Annotated in this window: 18 protein-coding genes; 7 read left to right on the forward strand and 11 right to left on the reverse strand. The window is 64.6% G+C overall.

From position 1 onward, the window contains the following. The first annotated feature begins 132 nt into the window (after positions 1 to 132). Positions 133 to 1971, forward strand: coding sequence for an AMP-dependent synthetase/ligase (locus A9D14_RS13285; RefSeq protein WP_066847330.1), 1839 nt, complete (start codon positions 133 to 135; stop codon positions 1969 to 1971). Positions 1972 to 2028: 57 nt separating this feature from the next. On the opposite strand, the gene A9D14_RS13290 is transcribed toward A9D14_RS13285, so the two are convergent. Both A9D14_RS13290 and A9D14_RS13295 read right to left on the reverse strand, forming a co-directional pair. Continuing rightward, positions 2029 to 2775, reverse strand: a complete 747-nt coding sequence (locus A9D14_RS13290) for an NADPH-dependent F420 reductase (RefSeq protein WP_066847332.1) — start codon at positions 2773 to 2775, stop codon at positions 2029 to 2031. Positions 2776 to 2790: 15 nt separating this feature from the next. Continuing rightward, on the reverse strand, positions 2791 to 3162 hold the full coding sequence (locus A9D14_RS13295) for a MarR family winged helix-turn-helix transcriptional regulator (protein ID WP_066847335.1): 372 nt from the start codon (positions 3160 to 3162) through the stop codon (positions 2791 to 2793). Between the two features lie 293 nt (positions 3163 to 3455). On the opposite strand from A9D14_RS13295, the gene A9D14_RS13300 reads away from it, so the two are divergent. Beyond that, a complete protein-coding gene (locus tag A9D14_RS13300) occupies positions 3456 to 4079 on the forward strand; it encodes a septal ring lytic transglycosylase RlpA family protein (RefSeq protein ID WP_332459771.1) in 624 nt (207 codons plus the stop codon). A gap of 270 nt (positions 4080 to 4349) precedes the next feature. On the opposite strand, the gene A9D14_RS13305 is transcribed toward A9D14_RS13300, so the two are convergent. The 3 genes from A9D14_RS13305 to A9D14_RS13315 all read right to left on the reverse strand — a co-directional run bounded on the left by A9D14_RS13305 (position 4350) and on the right by A9D14_RS13315 (position 6996). Beyond that, positions 4350 to 4895: a hypothetical protein gene (locus A9D14_RS13305; protein WP_066847338.1), complete on the reverse strand. Its 546-nt coding sequence runs from the start codon at positions 4893 to 4895 to the stop codon at positions 4350 to 4352. A 589-nt stretch (positions 4896 to 5484) separates the two neighbouring features. Next, positions 5485 to 6513: a sulfur carrier protein ThiS gene (gene thiS, locus A9D14_RS13310; RefSeq protein ID WP_083987929.1), complete on the reverse strand. Its 1029-nt coding sequence runs from the start codon at positions 6511 to 6513 to the stop codon at positions 5485 to 5487. Between the two features lie 60 nt (positions 6514 to 6573). Then, positions 6574 to 6996: a MerC domain-containing protein gene (locus tag A9D14_RS13315; protein ID WP_066847341.1), complete on the reverse strand. Its 423-nt coding sequence runs from the start codon at positions 6994 to 6996 to the stop codon at positions 6574 to 6576. Between the two features lie 200 nt (positions 6997 to 7196). Between A9D14_RS13315 and A9D14_RS13320 the strand changes: the two genes are divergently transcribed. From A9D14_RS13320 to rpsI, 4 genes are all read left to right on the forward strand, one after another. Beyond that, positions 7197 to 8201 carry a COX15/CtaA family protein gene (locus tag A9D14_RS13320; protein WP_232468945.1) on the forward strand — a complete coding sequence of 335 codons (1005 nt, stop codon included), beginning with the start codon at positions 7197 to 7199 and terminating at the stop codon, positions 8199 to 8201. A gap of 325 nt (positions 8202 to 8526) precedes the next feature. Further along, the gene (locus A9D14_RS13325; RefSeq protein WP_066847344.1) at positions 8527 to 8739 is read left to right on the forward strand and encodes a hypothetical protein; all 213 of its coding nucleotides are present in this window, start codon (positions 8527 to 8529) and stop codon (positions 8737 to 8739) included. A 167-nt stretch (positions 8740 to 8906) separates the two neighbouring features. After that, on the forward strand, positions 8907 to 9386 hold the full coding sequence (gene rplM / locus A9D14_RS13330; RefSeq protein ID WP_066847347.1) for a 50S ribosomal protein L13: 480 nt from the start codon (positions 8907 to 8909) through the stop codon (positions 9384 to 9386). Then, positions 9386 to 9901: a 30S ribosomal protein S9 gene (gene rpsI, locus A9D14_RS13335; protein ID WP_066847350.1), complete on the forward strand. Its 516-nt coding sequence runs from the start codon at positions 9386 to 9388 to the stop codon at positions 9899 to 9901. The genes rplM and rpsI overlap by 1 nt, the downstream gene beginning before the upstream one ends. A 124-nt stretch (positions 9902 to 10025) precedes the next feature. Here the strand turns inward: rpsI and A9D14_RS13340 are convergent, their stop codons facing one another. From A9D14_RS13340 to A9D14_RS13350, 3 genes are all read right to left on the reverse strand, one after another. Then, positions 10026 to 10907: a metallophosphoesterase family protein gene (locus A9D14_RS13340; protein WP_232468594.1), complete on the reverse strand. Its 882-nt coding sequence runs from the start codon at positions 10905 to 10907 to the stop codon at positions 10026 to 10028. Then, positions 10907 to 11758 (reverse strand): diacylglycerol/lipid kinase family protein, encoded by an 852-nt coding sequence (locus A9D14_RS13345; protein ID WP_066847353.1) that lies wholly within the window; start codon positions 11756 to 11758, stop codon positions 10907 to 10909. The genes A9D14_RS13340 and A9D14_RS13345 overlap by 1 nt, the downstream gene beginning before the upstream one ends. A 62-nt stretch (positions 11759 to 11820) precedes the next feature. Then, positions 11821 to 12099, reverse strand: coding sequence for a hypothetical protein (locus A9D14_RS13350; RefSeq protein ID WP_066847359.1), 279 nt, complete (start codon positions 12097 to 12099; stop codon positions 11821 to 11823). Between the two features lie 269 nt (positions 12100 to 12368). On the opposite strand from A9D14_RS13350, the gene A9D14_RS13355 reads away from it, so the two are divergent. Continuing rightward, positions 12369 to 12671, forward strand: coding sequence for a UrcA family protein (locus tag A9D14_RS13355; protein WP_066847362.1), 303 nt, complete (start codon positions 12369 to 12371; stop codon positions 12669 to 12671). A gap of 151 nt (positions 12672 to 12822) precedes the next feature. Here A9D14_RS13355 and A9D14_RS13360 read toward each other — a convergent pair whose 3' ends face one another. The 3 genes from A9D14_RS13360 to A9D14_RS13370 form a co-directional block, all read right to left on the reverse strand. Beyond that, on the reverse strand, positions 12823 to 13593 hold the full coding sequence (locus A9D14_RS13360) for a LytR/AlgR family response regulator transcription factor (RefSeq protein ID WP_198302022.1): 771 nt from the start codon (positions 13591 to 13593) through the stop codon (positions 12823 to 12825). A gap of 2 nt (positions 13594 to 13595) precedes the next feature. Continuing rightward, positions 13596 to 14936: a sensor histidine kinase gene (locus tag A9D14_RS13365; RefSeq protein ID WP_066849220.1), complete on the reverse strand. Its 1341-nt coding sequence runs from the start codon at positions 14934 to 14936 to the stop codon at positions 13596 to 13598. Positions 14937 to 15090: 154 nt separating this feature from the next. Continuing rightward, positions 15091 to 16617, reverse strand: coding sequence for a fumarate hydratase (locus A9D14_RS13370; protein ID WP_066847366.1), 1527 nt, complete (start codon positions 16615 to 16617; stop codon positions 15091 to 15093). Between the last annotated feature and the right edge of the window lie 196 nt (positions 16618 to 16813).

The raw sequence follows: 16813 nt of genomic DNA on the forward strand, positions 1-16813 counted from the left end.
GCGGGAGACGGCAGCCCTGCCCGGCATCCAGCATGCGCGCAGGGGCGATGCCGCGAAGGAAAGGCAAGGCTGGGCGACATGGCAAAAGGCAATCCGGGCAGCACATCTCGGGATCGGGCATCGGGAACCGGCATGTCCGGGGGCGGGTCCTCGCGGGATCGCGGCCCGCACGGATTCGCGCTGGCCGATATCGAAAGCGCGCCCAATCTGATCTCGCTGTTCCTTTCGCGCGCCGACGTGCTGGGCGATGCGCCCTTCCTGTTCGCCAAGGACGGCGACGAATGGCGCTCGATCAGCTGGGCCGAGGCCTCGCGGCAGGTCTGCCTGCTGGCGGAATCGCTGCTCAGGCTGGGCCTGGCCAGGGGCGACCGCGTCCTGCTGGTCAGCGAGAACCGGCCCCAGTGGTGCATCGCCGACCTTGCGATCATGGCCGCGGGCCTCATCACCGTGCCCGCCTATACCACCAACACCGTGCACGACCACCAGCACGTCATCGACAATGCGGGTGCGCGCGCGGTGATCGTTTCCGGCCCCAAGCTCGCCAGCAACCTGATGCCCGCCGTCGTCACCAGCAATTGCGCCGAGCTGGTCATCGCGATGGAGCCGATCCGCCCGCCGCAAAGCGTGCAGTATCACGACATGGCCAGGTTGCTGCAAGGCGATGCCGAAACGGCGCGCCGGGCGGTCGACGCGCGCATCGCCGGGATCAAGCGCGAGGATCCGGCCTGCATCATCTATACCAGCGGCACCGGCGGCCTGCCGCGCGGCGTGCGCCAGCACCACGGCGCGCTGCTGCACAATGCGGCGGGCGCGGGCGACGTGATCGCGCGCGACTTCGGGTGGGACAAGGAACGCTTCCTCTCCTTCCTGCCATTGAGCCACGCCTATGAACACACCGGCGGCCAGGCGTTCCCGATCGCCCTGGGGGCCGAGATCTTCTATTCCGAAGGCCTCGACAAGCTGGCCGGCAATATCGAGGAAGTGCAGCCCACGATCATGGTCGTGGTCCCCCGCCTGTTCGAGGTTCTGCGCACCCGCATCCTCAAGCAGCTGGCGAAACAGGGCAGGGTGGCCGAGACGCTGGCCGAACGCGCCAGCAGATTGTCCGAACGGCAAGGCCACGGCAAGACGCGCCCCGTGCTCGACACGATCGAGAACCTGTTCCTCGAACGCACGCTGCGCCCCAAGGCGCGCGCGAAATTCGGCGGCCGCATCAAGGCGCTGGTGTCCGGCGGCGCGCCGCTCACGCCCGAGATCGGCTATTTCTTCACCGGGCTCGGCATGCCGCTGCTGCAGGGTTACGGCCAGACCGAATCCGGCCCGATCATCAGCGTCAACCGCCCCCGCTCCGGCCTCAAGATGGATACGGTCGGCCCGCCGCTGAAAGGGGTCGAGGTCCGCATCGCCGAGGACAGCGAGATCCTGGTGCGCGGCGAGCTGGTGATGCACGGATACTGGCGCAATGCCGAGGAAACCGCCCGCGCCCTGCAGGACGGCTGGCTGCACACCGGCGACATCGGCCATATCGACAATCGCGGGCGGATCGTCATCACCGACCGCAAGAAGGACATGATCATCAACGACAAGGGCGACAATGTCGCGCCCCAGCGGGTCGAGGGCATGCTCACCCTCCAGCCCGAGATCGGGCAGGCGATGGTCCACGGCGACCGCAAGCCCTATCTGGTCGGCCTGATCGTCCCCGACACCGAATGGGCGCGCGAATGGGCCGAGGCGAACGGCCGCGCGGGCGACTGGACGCAGTGGCGCGAAGACGCCGAATTCGGCGCCGCCCTGCGCGCCGCGGTCGACCGCGTGAACGCCGATCTGTCGGTGATCGAAAAGGTCCGCCGCATCATGATCGCGGACGAACCCTTCAGCATCGAGAACGAGGAAATGACCCCCTCGATCAAGATCCGCCGCCACAAGCTGCGCGAACGCTACGGCGACCGGCTGAACGCGATGTATCGCTGACCGATTACCGGTAGCGAGTGGCGCCTTGGTGAAGGCGACACTCGCGTTCTGTCTTCCTTACATGTTGATCGCGCGGACTACTCGAACTCCCCACTCCGCGTCGGGGTTTGTGGTGCCGTCTCCAAGGCGTTCCTGCATGACTGCCACACCCAAATCCCTGCGCTTCGGGAGTCTTTCCTTTTCAGCGGCAGCAAGAGCCGGTTCCATCTCCTCACAGGTCAGGTCCGTGCAATAGGCCGGCGCTCCAGGCTGCTGCCTCCACGAATCCGCAATCGAACCCGAATAGAAGGCATCGAGACCTGTGTCTTCGACAAGCGCCATAGCGACTTCACGGTCGCGATCGCGGTCGGCAGCAACAGGCAGCGCGATGCGGCCCGGTGTTGCGGGACGCTGACCTTTGGTCGCCAGGGACGCAGAGCCAATGGCGTTCCACGCCTTTGCAATGGGGCGGCCAAGCTGCTCCATCACCCACAGGCTTTCTACCTGTCCGCTCTCGATGGCTTCGATCTGGCCGTCACGGAATGGGTAGTAGTTGGAAGTGTCGATCACGACCGTATCGTCCGGCAGCCTGGCAACCAATGGCGCGATGTCGGGAATGCGTTTGAGTGGGATCGAAAGGATTACCGCCTCCACGTCTGAAAGCGCTTCCTCCTTTGTGACTGCCTGTGCGCCGCTGGACAGCAGTTCAGCGGGAATAGTGTCAGGACCGCGAGAGTTGGCCACCTTCACCTCGTGCCCCGCCGCCGCCAGATCCTTTACCAGTGTCGCACCAATATTGCCGGTGCCGAGGATTCCGATTTTCATGATCTTGTCCTTCTGTCATTTCGTTTCGTTCGCGGGATGAGCCAGCGCCTCAAGGGTCTTTCTAAGATCGTCGACGCCCTGTTCGGTAAGCTGGCACGCCGACCTGATCTGATCGGTGATCCGCCTGACGTCAGGACCAATCTCGCGGCCTCGGGTCGTGACGTCCACCAGCACGCGGCGCTCATCGTTCGGGTCACGATTACGGGTTACAAATCCGGACGTTTCGAGCCGCTTCAGAAGCGGCGTGATCGTGCCAGTGTCCATTCCCAATCGGCCGCCGAGATCGCCAACCGACAGCGGTGCGCCGTCGAGGAGTTCGAGGATCACCAGATATTGTGGGAACGTAAGTCCGAGGGGCTCGAGAAAGGGCTTGTGCAAACGGACCATTCGGTTCGCTGCTCCGTAGAGTGCAAACGATAGCTGGGTGCCTACGCTGTTGTGCTTTGCCGACATCTCTAGTCCACTATTATCTCGTGCACTAGATAATGACGACGAACACCGTATCAAGGGCTGCTGCCGAAAGCTGCCGAGCCGCGGATTTGCCGCGGCTGCGGCGTCGAACGGCTCGCAGCGGTCCTTCGGGCCCGCGCAACCCCGGGAACATCCCGCGCCGGGGCGCCGCTTCTGGCGGATTCCGGTTATTTCGGAACATCCAGGGGGGGACTGTCCGTTAGTTGGGTATGGACCATTCTATCGAAGCCGCCATTCCCGCCCGTCACGACGCTGCCCATCACTCGCCCGAACAGGACCCGGCGCATCATCTGCCCAGCCGCCGCGAGCGGCTGCGCATGCTGCTTCGGCTTAAATCGCAGCGGCAATTGCTGGCGGCTTCTACCGGGGCACTGGCCGGCCTGGCCGCGATCCTGTCCTTCGCCCTTTACGAGAACAGCAGCACGCCCGATCTGGTCCGGCTCGGCGGCGGCGTGGCCAGTGTCGAGGCGCAGCCGGTCGTCGGCCCGCAAAGCCCCGGCGCACAAGACAACGGCGCGGCACCGGCGGGCGACGAAAGCCATATCGGCAGCGGAGAGGCCAGCTATTACGGCCGCGAACTGGCAGGCAACCCCACCGCCAGCGGAGAGATCTTCGATCCCGCTCGGCTGACCGCGGCGCATCGCACGCTCCCGCTGGGCAGCCGGGTGCGCGTGACCAATGCCAGCAATGGCGAGGATGTCGTGGTCCGCATCAACGATCGCGGCCCGTTCCACGGCGACCGCGTGATCGACCTGTCATTGGCGGCGGCGCGCACCATCGGCCTGTTTCGCACCGGCACCGCGCGCGTCAGCCTGGCGCTGCTGCTCGATTGATCGCACCGGCGATTGGCCTGTCCTACACGCGGGCGATTCGCTAGACAGGCAAGCGCGCCGCACCGGCGCAATCGCTCTTTGCCATGGTATGAATTTCGCGCACCCCCCGATGTGTCAACCAGGGGCCGCAAACCCCCGTAATTCCGCGGATCTGGGCCGGGTGACAGGGGTTGTAGGATGTGTCGCCTGTGTAAACCGGTCCCGCGTTGACCGGCCCCGTGTTGACCGGCCCCGTGTTGACCGGCAAAGCGTTGCGGCGGGGGGCGGACTTCAGTCCTCGCCCAGCCCGATTTCCTCGTCCGCAGGCAGGTAATCCGGGAAGAACCCCGGCCTCCGCCGCGACCAGCCCGGCGCGCAGGCTGCCGCTTCGCTGATCGAATGCAGCAGTTTCTTGCGCCGTTCCGGAGCGATCTGCGGCAGAGCGGCAGCGGCGCAGAAGGTGGCGGGCAGCCACGGACGCGCATCCGGGCCCAGCAGCCGCTCGTACAGGAAGCGATAGGCGGGAAAGCCGAACAGGCACCCCTCGCCCAGGTCAAACATCGACACGCGCACCAGTCGCCCGATATAGCTGTCCAGCCGGATGTCGTTGCGCGAATTGGGCGCCGCCCCGCGCAAGGCGTTCAATTCCTGATAGGCCAGGTACTGCCGCCGGATAGAGGCGGTTTCCTGGTCGTTGCGGGCCCAGCGCTCGAACGCGTCGGCGCGGGCCAGCCCGACATCGAGGCTGCGCCTGATATAGCGCTGCTCCGCGGGTTCGAATTCGGCGAATTCGCGCATCTCGGCAATGGCCAGGTTCGCCGTATCGAGATAGCCCATCCGGTAATTCCCCTGCTTGCCCGGACAACGCATTCGCCCGGTGAGAGGGCAGGCACGATTCGCCAGCCGATCCACTCCCCCGGTTGTCGCGCCAGAGGGTTAGCATCGGGTTAAGACAGGGGCTTAACGCCTTCCGTGGAAAAGCCTGGTTCTATCCACCGGTCGGCGTACGACCTGCGTTGACACTGTCTGACCCACACAGCGATACAGAATGCGGTAGTTGGTCTGTCGACCTTCCATTCCGACGCGAGCGCCTCTGAAAAGGGCGGAGGCAATCGTGCCTTTCGGAGAGCGGGCTTCAACCCGTATGGAAGGAGGCGCTATATGCGACGGGTAAACGTCCGAGCATATCAGCGGCTGCGGCTAGGCCGAGTGGAGCATGTCCGTGCTCACACCCGGCGCTGGCCTCGTCAGCTTAGCTTCGGATTCATGCATTAAATCGTGAAGTCGGCAGGCCAACTACTACCACAGCGGTTTTATCCGCCCCGGACAAATCGCACACTAAGACTCGCGACACAACGTTGATTTGAAATTTGTGTTTGGCTGTTTTCCGAGTCTTCAAGACCCATTCAACAGCGTTTTCCACAATTCAGATCAGCCCGGCCAGCGGGCTCGACGGATCGGCATAGCGGCGCTGCGCCATGCGCCCCGCCAGATAGGCCGAGCGGCCGGCCTCGACCGACAGCTTCATGGCGCGGGCCATCAGGATAGGGTCCTTCGCCTCGGCAATCGCGGTGTTCATCAATACGCCGTCGCAGCCCAGTTCCATGGCGACTGCCGCATCCGACGCCGTGCCGACGCCCGCATCGACCAGCACGGGGACGCTCGCCCCCTCGACGATCAGGCGGATCGTAACGCGGTTCTGGATGCCCAGCCCCGACCCGATCGGAGCGCCCAGCGGCATCACCGCCACCGCGCCCGCGTCTTCAAGCTGCTTCGCCGCAATCGGATCGTCGGTGCAATAGACCATCGGCAGGAAGCCTTCCTTCGCCAGCACCTCGGTCGCCTTCAGCGTTTCGCGCATGTCGGGATAAAGCGTCTTCGCCTCGCCCAGCACTTCCAGCTTGACGAGGTCCCAGCCGCCAGCCTCGCGCGCCAGGCGCAGCGTGCGGATCGCGTCGTCCGCCGTGAAGCAGCCCGCGGTATTGGGCAGATAGGTGGTCTTTTTCGGGTCGATGAAATCGGTCAGCATCGGCGCCTTGGGGTCCGACACGTTGACGCGGCGCACCGCGACGGTGACGATCTCGGCCCCGCTCGCTTCCAGCGCGGCGGCGTTCTGGGCAAAGTCCTTGTACTTGCCCGTGCCCACGATCAGCCGCGAACGGAACGTGCGGCCCGCCACGGTCCAGCTGTCGTCCGCCGTCACGGCGTCCTGCCGATCGCGACCGCCCGGATGGTCGCCGCCGCCTACGAAGTGGACGATTTCCAACTCGTCCCCTTCGTGCAGGGTCACGGTTTCCAGCGTCGTTCGGGGGATGACATGGCGATTGCACTCGACCGCGACCTTCGCGGGGTCGAGTTCCAGCATGCGGGCCAGATGCGCGATGCTGGTGTTTTCGGGCACGCGGCGGGTTTCCCCGTTCACCGTGATCGCGATCATGTTCGTGTTCGGAGCCATGCAAGGCGACATAGCGCCACCGGGCCGCAGTTCAAGGGAAACGGCGCCAGGACGAAGCGATCAGCGCGCCGAGGAACAGGCCCTGATGTTCAGCACATGGCCTGCCGCCAGCACCGCGACGCCCGCGATGGTCAGCGCTGCCTCCATCACGCCGTGCGGCCCGGCCACGGCCAGCGTCATCAGCCCGATGCCGACGGCGCCTAGCACCAGCGGCCAGACATGCCCATGCCGCATTGCGCCAAGCCCGATGGTCAGCGCGCCGACGACGATCGCGGCGACAAGGCCGTATTCATGGATTTCCGGCGCCATCAGCCACGGCCCGCCGACGCCCAGCCCGCCAAGGCCCAGCAGCCCCACCAGCGCCAGCCCCGCCACGCAATGCACCGCGCAGGCACCCGAAAGCACGATGCCCACCCGGTCGAGCCGGGAACGCGTGCTTCGGTCCGCCACCGAATGCGAGCAGGAAGAGTGCGAGGACTTCATGATGCTGCATGATATAATGTAACATGCCCTTGAAGGCAACGGCTGATGGCAGCCACTTGCCAATTCCCGCAATTATGGCAAAGCACACCGCCGTGAGACCCTTGAACGACGGCATTCCCCTCGAAGTGGTGGCGAATTACGGCCCCGCTCGGCCCAACGCGATCGCGCGCTGGCTCTATTTCGTTGCGGCCCTGGTGGTCATGATGGTGCTGGTGGGCGGTATCACCCGGCTGACCGAATCGGGGCTTTCGATCACCGAATGGAAACCGGTGACCGGTACCCTCCCTCCCTTCAGCGAACAGGCGTGGCAGGCCGAATTCGACGCCTATCGCCAGATCCCCGAATATACGCAGGTCAACGGACCCGCCGGGATGACGCTGGCGCAATACAAGTTCATCTACTTCTGGGAATGGCTCCACCGCCTGTTGGGCCGGGTGATCGGACTTGCCTTCGCCGTGCCGCTGGTGCTGTACTGGATTCGCGGCGCAATCCCGATCGGATACAAGCCCCGCCTGCTGGCGCTGCTGGCGCTGGGCGCGATGCAGGGGGTGTTCGGCTGGCTGATGGTCAGCTCGGGCGTGGGCGCAGAAGCCCAGGAACTGGGGCGGACGGATGTCAGCCATTACTGGCTGTCGATCCATCTGATGACGGCGTTCTTCACGCTGGGCGGGCTGGTCTGGACGGCGCTGGATCTGACCAATCACGCGCAGGGACAACCGCGAGCCGGGCTGCGCGGCTTCCCGATCGTTGTGCTGCTCGTGGTGGCGCTGCAATTGCTGTATGGCGCGTGGATGGCCGGGCTGAACGCCGGCTATGTGGCGGGCGGAGGCTGGCTGAACAGCTGGCCGCTGATGCAGGGTTCGTTCTTTCCCGATGGCGTCGATTGGTCGCGGGGTGCGTGGCACGCGTTCACGGCGGATCCGTTCATGGTGCATTTCATCCATCGCTGGTGGGCCTGGATCACCGTCGGCTTCCTGATCGTGATGGCGCGCAAACTGCGCGCGACGCAGCGACCGATCTCGGTCGCGATACATTTGGTGTTCGGCGTCCAGATCCTGCTGGGCATCGCCACGGTTTGGAGCGGCGTTGCGCTGTGGATCGCGGTAGCGCACCAGCTGTTCGGCGCGCTGCTGGTGTGCGTGACCGTGTGGGGCGCACATGCCATGGGCTACCGCGACCGCATGCCGGGAAGCGCATTGCGCTGACGGAATCCGGGCGGCGCGCTGATCCGATGTCCGTTCGATGACGAAGATGCTGCCGGCATAGCAGCAGTTGCCGGAGGAGAGCTGATCGCCTGCGCCGTTCGACCTTTAGGGCATCCCGATCGGCTGGGCGGAACCCATACCGCCCTATCAAGGGCCGTCGATTTTTCCCGGCATCCGACCTGATCGGCAAGGCAATGGGCGAATGTTCATCACGGGCTGAAATTCGTCGTGAAATCCCCTCGGGCTGCCGAGTGTTCAGCCTTTGTGAACCATGACTCGCTATCGACGGCGGCGGATCGTATCACTCCTTGGGACCTAACACTGCATGTATGAACAGCACGCGCGTGCGCTTCGTTACCTCGCCTGGCTTGCCGCGGGGCTTTTCCCCGTCGGCATCATCATCGAAACGCTGAAGCAGGGGATGAGCGAGCCATGGACGATCTATGCGCTGCTGGGCCTGATCACCGTGCTGTGCCTTGCGAACTGCCATGCCGACTGGCGCGCCGGCAGGGGTCTGGCGGGACCACCGCGCGGCTAGCAAATTAGCCGCCAGAGGCTTTGCGGTATTATTTTACCTCTCTGCAATCGCCCGGTTTCGCTTGACTTCAGGCGCCCGAACGGCAAAAGCGCGGCCACTTCGCGCCGACGCCGAATCGTTTCGGGCTGCGCGGTGCACTGACAATTCAACCAAAGGAACTGAAAGCCATGAAGGCGCTCAGCACCCAGACCCGGTCGATCAAGCCGGCCGAGGTCGAGAAGAAATGGCATATCATCGATGCCGAAGGCCTGGTGGTCGGCCGTGTTGCCACCATCATCGCCAACATCCTGCGCGGCAAGCACAAGCCTAGCTTCACCCCGCATGTCGATTGCGGCGATCACGTGATCGTCATCAATGCGGACAAGGTGCGCTTTACCGGCAACAAGCTGCAGGACAAGCGTTACTACAAGCACACCGGCTATGCCGGCGGCATCAAGGAAACCAGCCCCGCCAAGGTGCTGGAAGGCCGTTTCCCGGAACGCGTCCTTGAAAAGGCTGTCGAGCGCATGATCCCGCGCGGTCCGCTGGGCCGTCAGCAGATGAAGGCGCTGCACCTCTATGCCGGTACCGAGCATCCGCATGACGGGCAGCAGCCCGAAGTGCTCGATATCGCCGCCCGCAATCGCAAGAACAAGGTTAGCGCGTGATGTCCGAGAACGAAGTGAAAGACCTGTCGGATCTCAAGGATCTGACCGACAACGCCGATCTGGCTGAAACCGAACAGCAGGCTCCTGCCGCTCCCACCATGCCGCTGCGCGACAAGGAAGTGGACAAGCAGGGCCGCGCCTATGCCACCGGTCGCCGCAAGGACGCCGTCGCTCGCGTCTGGCTGAAGCCCGGCAGCGGCAAGATCACCATCAACGGCCGCGACCAGGAAGTGTATTTCGCACGTCCCACGCTGCGCCTGGTGATCAACCAGCCGTTCGACGTGACCGAGCGTAATGGCCAGTACGACATCATCGCCACCGTCAAGGGCGGCGGACTGTCGGGCCAGGCCGGCGCCGTGAAGCACGGCATTTCGCAGGCGCTCTCGCGCTTCGAACCGGCGCTGCGCGGTGCGATCAAGGCTGAAGGCTTCCTCACCCGCGACAGCCGCGTGGTGGAGCGCAAGAAGTACGGCCGTGCCAAGGCACGCCGCAGCTTCCAGTTCAGCAAGCGCTGATACCGGCACACCATCCGGCCTTCGGCCAGACGGAAAGGGCGGCACCCGGTCGGGGCCGCCCTTTTTCGTTGGCCGCTGTCTTTTCGTTGGCCAGATCTTGTTCGCCGCACCCTGGCGCGGCGCCCTAATGCACCGGCGGGTCTTCCGCCGGCACGCGCCCGACCGGCGCCACCGGCTCATCGGGCCTGCGCGGCGGCATGGCGTCCTCCGGCACTTCGTCGATCTGCATGTCGCGAGTGGACACCTGCTCCAGGTTGCGGACGACGACATCAATCGTCTCTCCGTCCCAATGCAGCTCGTTGAAGCTGGGCGGAGTCGAACGCACCCGCTGCGACAGCGTGCCGGCCCCGATCATGCGGACGGAGCCATTGGGCGTCTCGGCAATCATGTCGAACGCGTCGTGCACATGCCCCGATAGCACGGCGACCACCTTGCGCTTCGCCAGTTCGGCCAGCGCATTGTCCCCGCCCCTGGTCAGCGCCTTGCCGCGCGTCCCTGCCTCTACCAGCGGGTGATGGCAGGCGACCACGATTTTTCGGTCGCTCGGCAATTCATCGACCGCCTTCAGCGTCTTGGCCAGCTGGTGATCGGTGACGAAACCATAGCTCCACGGCCAGCGCGGCTGCGCCCGCGGCGCGGTATTCAGCGAGACGATGGCAAGCCCCGGCAAGTCGATCTCCGCCTCGACCTTGTCCTGCATGCCGCGGAAACGCTTGTACGGATTGGTGAAACGCTCGAACAGGTTGAAATAGGGCATGTCGTGATTGCCCACCTCGACCGTTACCGGAACGTCGAGCGAATTGATCCAAGCCGTCGCGGCATCGAATTCCCGGTGCCGCGCCCGCATGGTCAGGTCGCCGGTGATCGCGACCGCGTCGGGCTTCAATCGCGCGACTTCCGCCTTGGCCCAGTCGATCGCGTCCTGGTCGACCAATCCGAAGTGAATGTCCGAGAAATGGAAGATCAGCTTGCCTGTCCGGTCGGCGGGGCCTTTCATGCCGGCCATCAACCCTCCCCCGTGGCGATCAGATCGACCCCGCATTCGTCCAGCGCCAGATTGACGGATGCGCCGCTCTCGACCGCTTCGCCGTCGACCAGCAGCGGGATGTCGGTGCCATCGGCGCTTTCAATTCTCATCGTCGTGTAATTCCCCAGATCGTCATGCGGCCCGTCGCGGAAATTGCGGCGCAGGATGGCCAGCCCCTGCTTGGCATATTCGACCATCCCCTCGGCATGATAGGCCTTGATCGAGAAATCCCCGCGTTCCGGCGTCACCATCAACAACGGATAGCCCTCTGCGCGTCCCGCCACCGGATCGGTGCAGCGTACGGGCACGCCTTCGGTCGATTCGTTCATGGCGGCCACGGTTTCCTCGACCACGGAGGCCAGCTTGAGCTCGCGCATAGCCTCGCGCACATCGCCCCAGGCGGTCGCAGGGCCGACCAGCAGGCCCGCCAGCGCGATATGATCGTCGCAGCGGACCGCGGACAGCCTGACCCGCCGAGCATCGCCGCGCACGACCGACTGCACGATCTCCTCGCTCGACCGCGGGCCGTGGAGGCGCAGCGACAGCAGGTTCATCGTGCCGCCCGGCAGGACCAGCACCGCTCCGCTCCACCCCTTGAGCGCATCGACCAGCGCGTTGATCGTGCCGTCGCCCGCGAACACCGCGATCAATGTCAGCCCGGCCGCGTCCAGTTCTGCGGGCGTAGGCAGGCTTTCCTTGGGGAACGCGATGCGCCGCGTCAGGCACAGCCCGGCGCTCTGGCAATGGTGAGACAGCGCCTCTAGCGCGTCGTCGTCGTTGCTTCCGCTGGACGGATTGGCGACCAGCCAGACATCTTGTGTATCTATCATGCCTTCTAATCGCGGGAACGACCCTGCCGGTTCCCGGCTGGCCCGCTTCCGTGCTGCCGGCATCACACGCGGCGCGTGATGATCAGCCACGCGGCCAGCGCATTGGCGATCGTATAGCCCAGATAGGCAAGTGCCGCCCCCGTCCCGCCTGATCCGTCGCTGTTGTACGAAATCAGCATCGCGGCGGTCAGCAGCAGATATTCGACAACCAGCCCGAAGCGCCCGCCCAGCATGTGCACGAACCACGGCATCTGGCCCAGCAGCGGGTGGCCGCTTTCCAGCACCGCCTTGTGCAGCGTGAAATTGCCGACACCCAGCAGGAAGAGAAGGAACAGGGCCACGTGCGACGCTTAACGCGAGGTCTTCGGCAAGGGAAGCGAGCTTGAGACTCGTGTCAATCCGGCTTTGCGAATCTTCCGCGCTGTCATGCCTCCGTAAAACTTCATGTCGTTCGCCGGTCGCCATGTGCCGTTCGTGGCGGCCAAATGCCATTGGCAGACCCCTCGCGCCGCTTGGCAGAGCGATTGCGGCAGGACGCGCAAAGCACCGCTACCAATAATGACGAGGCACCGGAGAGCACCGGAGAGCCGCAGTAGAGAAGGAGAGACCCATGAAGAAGCTGATGATCATGGCTGCACTGCCGGTTCTCGCCATGGCCGCCCCGCAGGCTGCAATGGCCGAGACATCGAAGAGCGCCGAAGTGTCCTATGCAGGACTCGATCTGACCACCGAAGCCGGTCAGAAGGAATTCAAGAGCCGCATCGCGCGCGCCGTGAACAAGGTGTGCACCGACAGCCAGGGCGTGCGCGGCGCTGTCGAAGCCAGCAAGCGTTCGGCCTGCAAGAAATCCGCGATGCGGCACAGCGAACAGCAATACGCCGCTGTAGTGAGCCAAGCCCGATACGGCGGCTGATCCCGAGCCGTCTGTAAATAGCCGGTCCGGACCAGTCCCCCGGGCCGGCTATGCCTTCCGCCCAGGGCGGACAAGAAATGACTTTTCCCCTGGGCCGGCCATAGTGCCGGCCACTTTTTTGGTTGCAGCGGGAAGACCGGCGATACTGGCCTCAGCGGCCCGCCATCGCCTTGACCGATTTCAGATAGGTGCGCCCGATCCGCACCGGGTCCTTGCCGCCCAGTTCTGCAGACCACACGCCGAGACCGTCATGGCGCAGCCCGGTGATCGTATCGCGCCGCAATATGGTCGAACGGTGCACGCGGATGAACTTTTCGGGATCCAGCCGCTGTTCGAGCGAGGTGATCGTCTCGAGCAGCAAATGGCTGCCGCCGGGAACGTGCAGGCGCACATAGTCGCGCTCGGCATCGATGCGGCTGACTTCCTCGGCACCGACGCGCAGCAGTTCCGAACGATGCGGCACCCAGAATTCCGAAATCCACGCCGCCTTGCCTTCCTCGCGACCTGAGGCCGTTCCGTTGCCGCGCCGGGCCAGCGCGCGGCCGATGGCGCGCTCCAGCCGGTCCTGCGCGACCGGTTTCAGCACATAGTCAACCGCATCAAGGTCGAACGCCTCGACCGCGAAGCTGTCATGCGCGGTGACGAACACCACCGCGGGCCGCTCGGCGGGATCCGCGACGACATCGGCGATGCGCCGCGCGACCGACAAGCCGTCGGCTTCGGGCATCGTCATGTCCAGCAGCACCAGTTCAGGCCTGAGCGCGTCGATCATGCGCAGCGCCGCCGCCCCGTCGCCCGCCGTCCCGACGATGCGCAGGCAGTCTAGCCGCGAGCAGATCACCTGCATGCGCTCGACCGCCAGCGGCTCGTCGTCGACGATCAACGTTGACAGGACCTGTGCGTCGCGCGACCCCTCGGCCATTGCTATTCCCCCCGCGTGTTGCGTTCCAGCGGCATGCGGATGACGGTGCGCCAGCCATTACCGGTATCCCCGCTGACGACCGACACATCCTTACCGAAGCGGGTCTCGAGCCGGCTGCGGACATTGGCCAGCCCGATGCCGAACCCGTTCCTGCCATCGCCGGGCGATCCCGCGTTCCCTGACGAATCGGCGGCCACGCGCTTGTCCTTTGCTGGCGAACCGGGGCCGTTATCGGCCACCGTCAGCACCAGCCGGCCGTATTCCTCGACCGCCGCGATGAAGATCGTCACGGTCCGGCTGACCGGGGCAACCGCATATTTGACCGAATTCTCGATCAGCGGCTGCAGGATCATGCCCGGCACGCGCGCGCTTTCCAGCTCTTTCGGCACCTCGATCACGATGCGCAGCCGGTCGGGAAAGCGCACCGATTCGATCTGCAGATAGGTACGCTGCAGCTCGATCTCTTCCGCCAGGGGCACATCGCCCACCGGATCGCCGGTCAACGAACGGCGGTAAAAGGTGCTGATCGTCTGGATCATCGCCTCGGCTTGTTCGTTGCGGCCCACCATGACCAGCGCGGACAGCGAATTGAGCGTGTTGAACAGGAAATGCGGATTGACCTGGTAACGCAGCGATTTCAGCTCCGCCGCCTTGGCCGCCCTCTTGTATTCGCCTTCGCGCCGTTCGGCGGCGCGGGCGTGTTCGGCCTGCGTCATCGCGAAATACAGCGCCGCCCATGCCAGCAAGAGGAAATAGCGCCCCAGCGCGATATCGGTCAGCTGCACCCACATCATGTCGCGCTGCATGTCGCGGTCTATGACGATGGGCTCGCCTTCCCTGCCCCCCTCGCGGCCCGCACGCTCCATCGCCTTCTTCACTTCACGGGGCAGCTCCGGATCAAGATCGTCAAGATTGGTCGGCATCTGGGGCACATCGACCAGAATATTGCCGGTCTGGTCGCGCCGGACCGTCACCCCCTGCTCCTGGTTCAGGCGATAGATCGCGCGCTCCTCGATCTCGCGGAACACCTCGGTATTGATGACCGCCAGCAGCAGCGAGGCAGGTAGCGCGGCCACGAAGGCCACGCCGAAACGCACCCACAGGTTGTGGTGGTCGAACCCGCGCAGCAGCAGCCACAGCAGCACCGTCACTGCCAGGCTGGCGACGATCACCACCAGCCGCAGCGCCATCAGCTCCTGCTGGAATTCGAAGCCGATCAGATAGCTGCGCGCGGTGGCCAGGACATAATAGCATGCCCAGAACGCGACCATCGACAGCAGCACGTTGACCAGCTTTACGCGCGGCGCATCCTCTTCCAGTCGGTCATGGTCCGTGTCCTGCATCGATCGCAACATAGGACGGGCCGGTCAGCCGCGCCATAGCGGGCAAGTCGCCGGTCGAAGATGATCGGCGCTTGGTCGAAGATGGGTGTGTCAGTGGGGCAAAATTGCGCCCTTTGGACACGAACCCGTGCAGGGATGACCGCCCCGCCGCCAATTAACCCGTCGGCAGCAATTGTTCCTTTGCGATCCTGTCGCGCCAGACCAGCGGAGCCAGCGTATGGACATTATTGCCCTCGCTATCGACCGCGACGGTCACGGGCATGTCCTCGACCCGGAATTCGTAGATCGCTTCCATCCCAAGATCTTCGAACGCGACGACCTTGGCTTCCTTGATCGCTCGCGATACCAGATAGGCCGCGCCGCCGACCGCCATCAGATAGGCGACCTTGTGTCTGGCGATCACCTCGGTCGCGCCCTGCCCGCGTTCGGCCTTGCCGATCATCGCGATCAGGCCAAGGTCGAGCATCATGTCGGTGAACTTGTCCATGCGCGTCGCGGTGGTCGGGCCTGCGGGGCCCACGACCTCGCCCAGTATCGGGTCGACCGGACCGACGTAATAGATCGCGCGGTTCCTGAAATCGACGGGCAGTTCCTCGCCCTTGGCCAGCATGTCTTGGATCCGCTTGTGCGCTGCATCGCGGCCCGTCAGCATCGATCCCGACAGCAGCAGCCGGTCGCCGTTCTTCCAGCCCTGCACTTCCTCGCGGGTCAGATTGTCGAGGTCGACGCGTTTCGCTTCCTTCGACGGCTTCCAGCCAACGTCGGGCCATGCCGACAGGTCTGGTGCCGGGATGAAGGCCGGTCCGCTGCCGTCCAGCGTCAGATGCGCGTGGCGCGTCGCGGCGCAGTTCGGAATCATCGCAACCGGCTTGTTCGCCGCGTGGCACGGCCAGTCGAAGATCTTGACATCCAGCACGGTCGCCAGTCCGCCCAGGCCCTGCGCGCCCACGCCCATCGCATTGACCTTGTCGAAGATCTCGATCCGCAGGCGCTCGATATCGTTCTGGGGCCCGCGCGCCTTCAGTTGGCCCATGTCGATCGGGTCCATCAGGCTCTTCTTCGCCAGATTGACGCAATGCTCGGCAGTGCCGCCGATGCCGATGCCCAGCATGCCGGGCGGGCACCAGCCCGCGCCCATCTGGGGGATCATCTCCAGCACCCAGTCGACGATATTGTCGCTGGGGTTCATCATCTTGAACTTCGACTTGGCCTCGCTGCCGCCGCCCTTGGCCGCGACGTCGATCGACACCGTATTGCCCGGCACCATCTCGACATCCAGCACGCAGGGCGTGTTGTCCTTGGTGTTGCGGCGGGTGAACGCCGGATCGGCCAGGACCGAGGCGCGCAGCTTGTTGTCGGGGTTGTTATAGCCGCGCCGCACGCCTTCATCGACGACGTCCTGCAAAGACTTGTCGGAATTGAGGCGGCAGTTCTGGCCCCATTTCAGGAACACGTTGACGATTCCGGTGTCCTGGCAGATCGGGCGATGCCCCTCGGCGCACATCCGGGAATTGGTCAGGATCTGCGCGATCGCGTCCTTCGCGGCAGGGTTCATCTCGGCCTCATAGGCCTCGCCCAGCGCCTTGATGTAGTCCATCGGGTGGTAGAAGCTGATGTATTGCAGCGCATCGGCGATGCTTTCGACCAGATGTTCTTCCTCGATCACCACCATATCGGACATTCGCAAATATTCCTGTTCCAGAACCACAAGATCTGCGCGTCCTGTACGGCCAAGGTGCCCTTCTGCCAAGGTGCCGCGGGCCCGCAGCGCGCCTCTTGGCGATCATGCCGCAATGCACTAGAGCAGCGCCGTTGGCGCAGGCAGCTGCCGGGACAGGTCCCGGTGAGGCGGTCCATCGCGCCGCGAACCGTCCCCA

Source organism: Croceicoccus marinus (genome assembly GCF_001661675.2).
Classification (GTDB): Bacteria; Pseudomonadota; Alphaproteobacteria; order Sphingomonadales; family Sphingomonadaceae; genus Croceicoccus; species Croceicoccus marinus.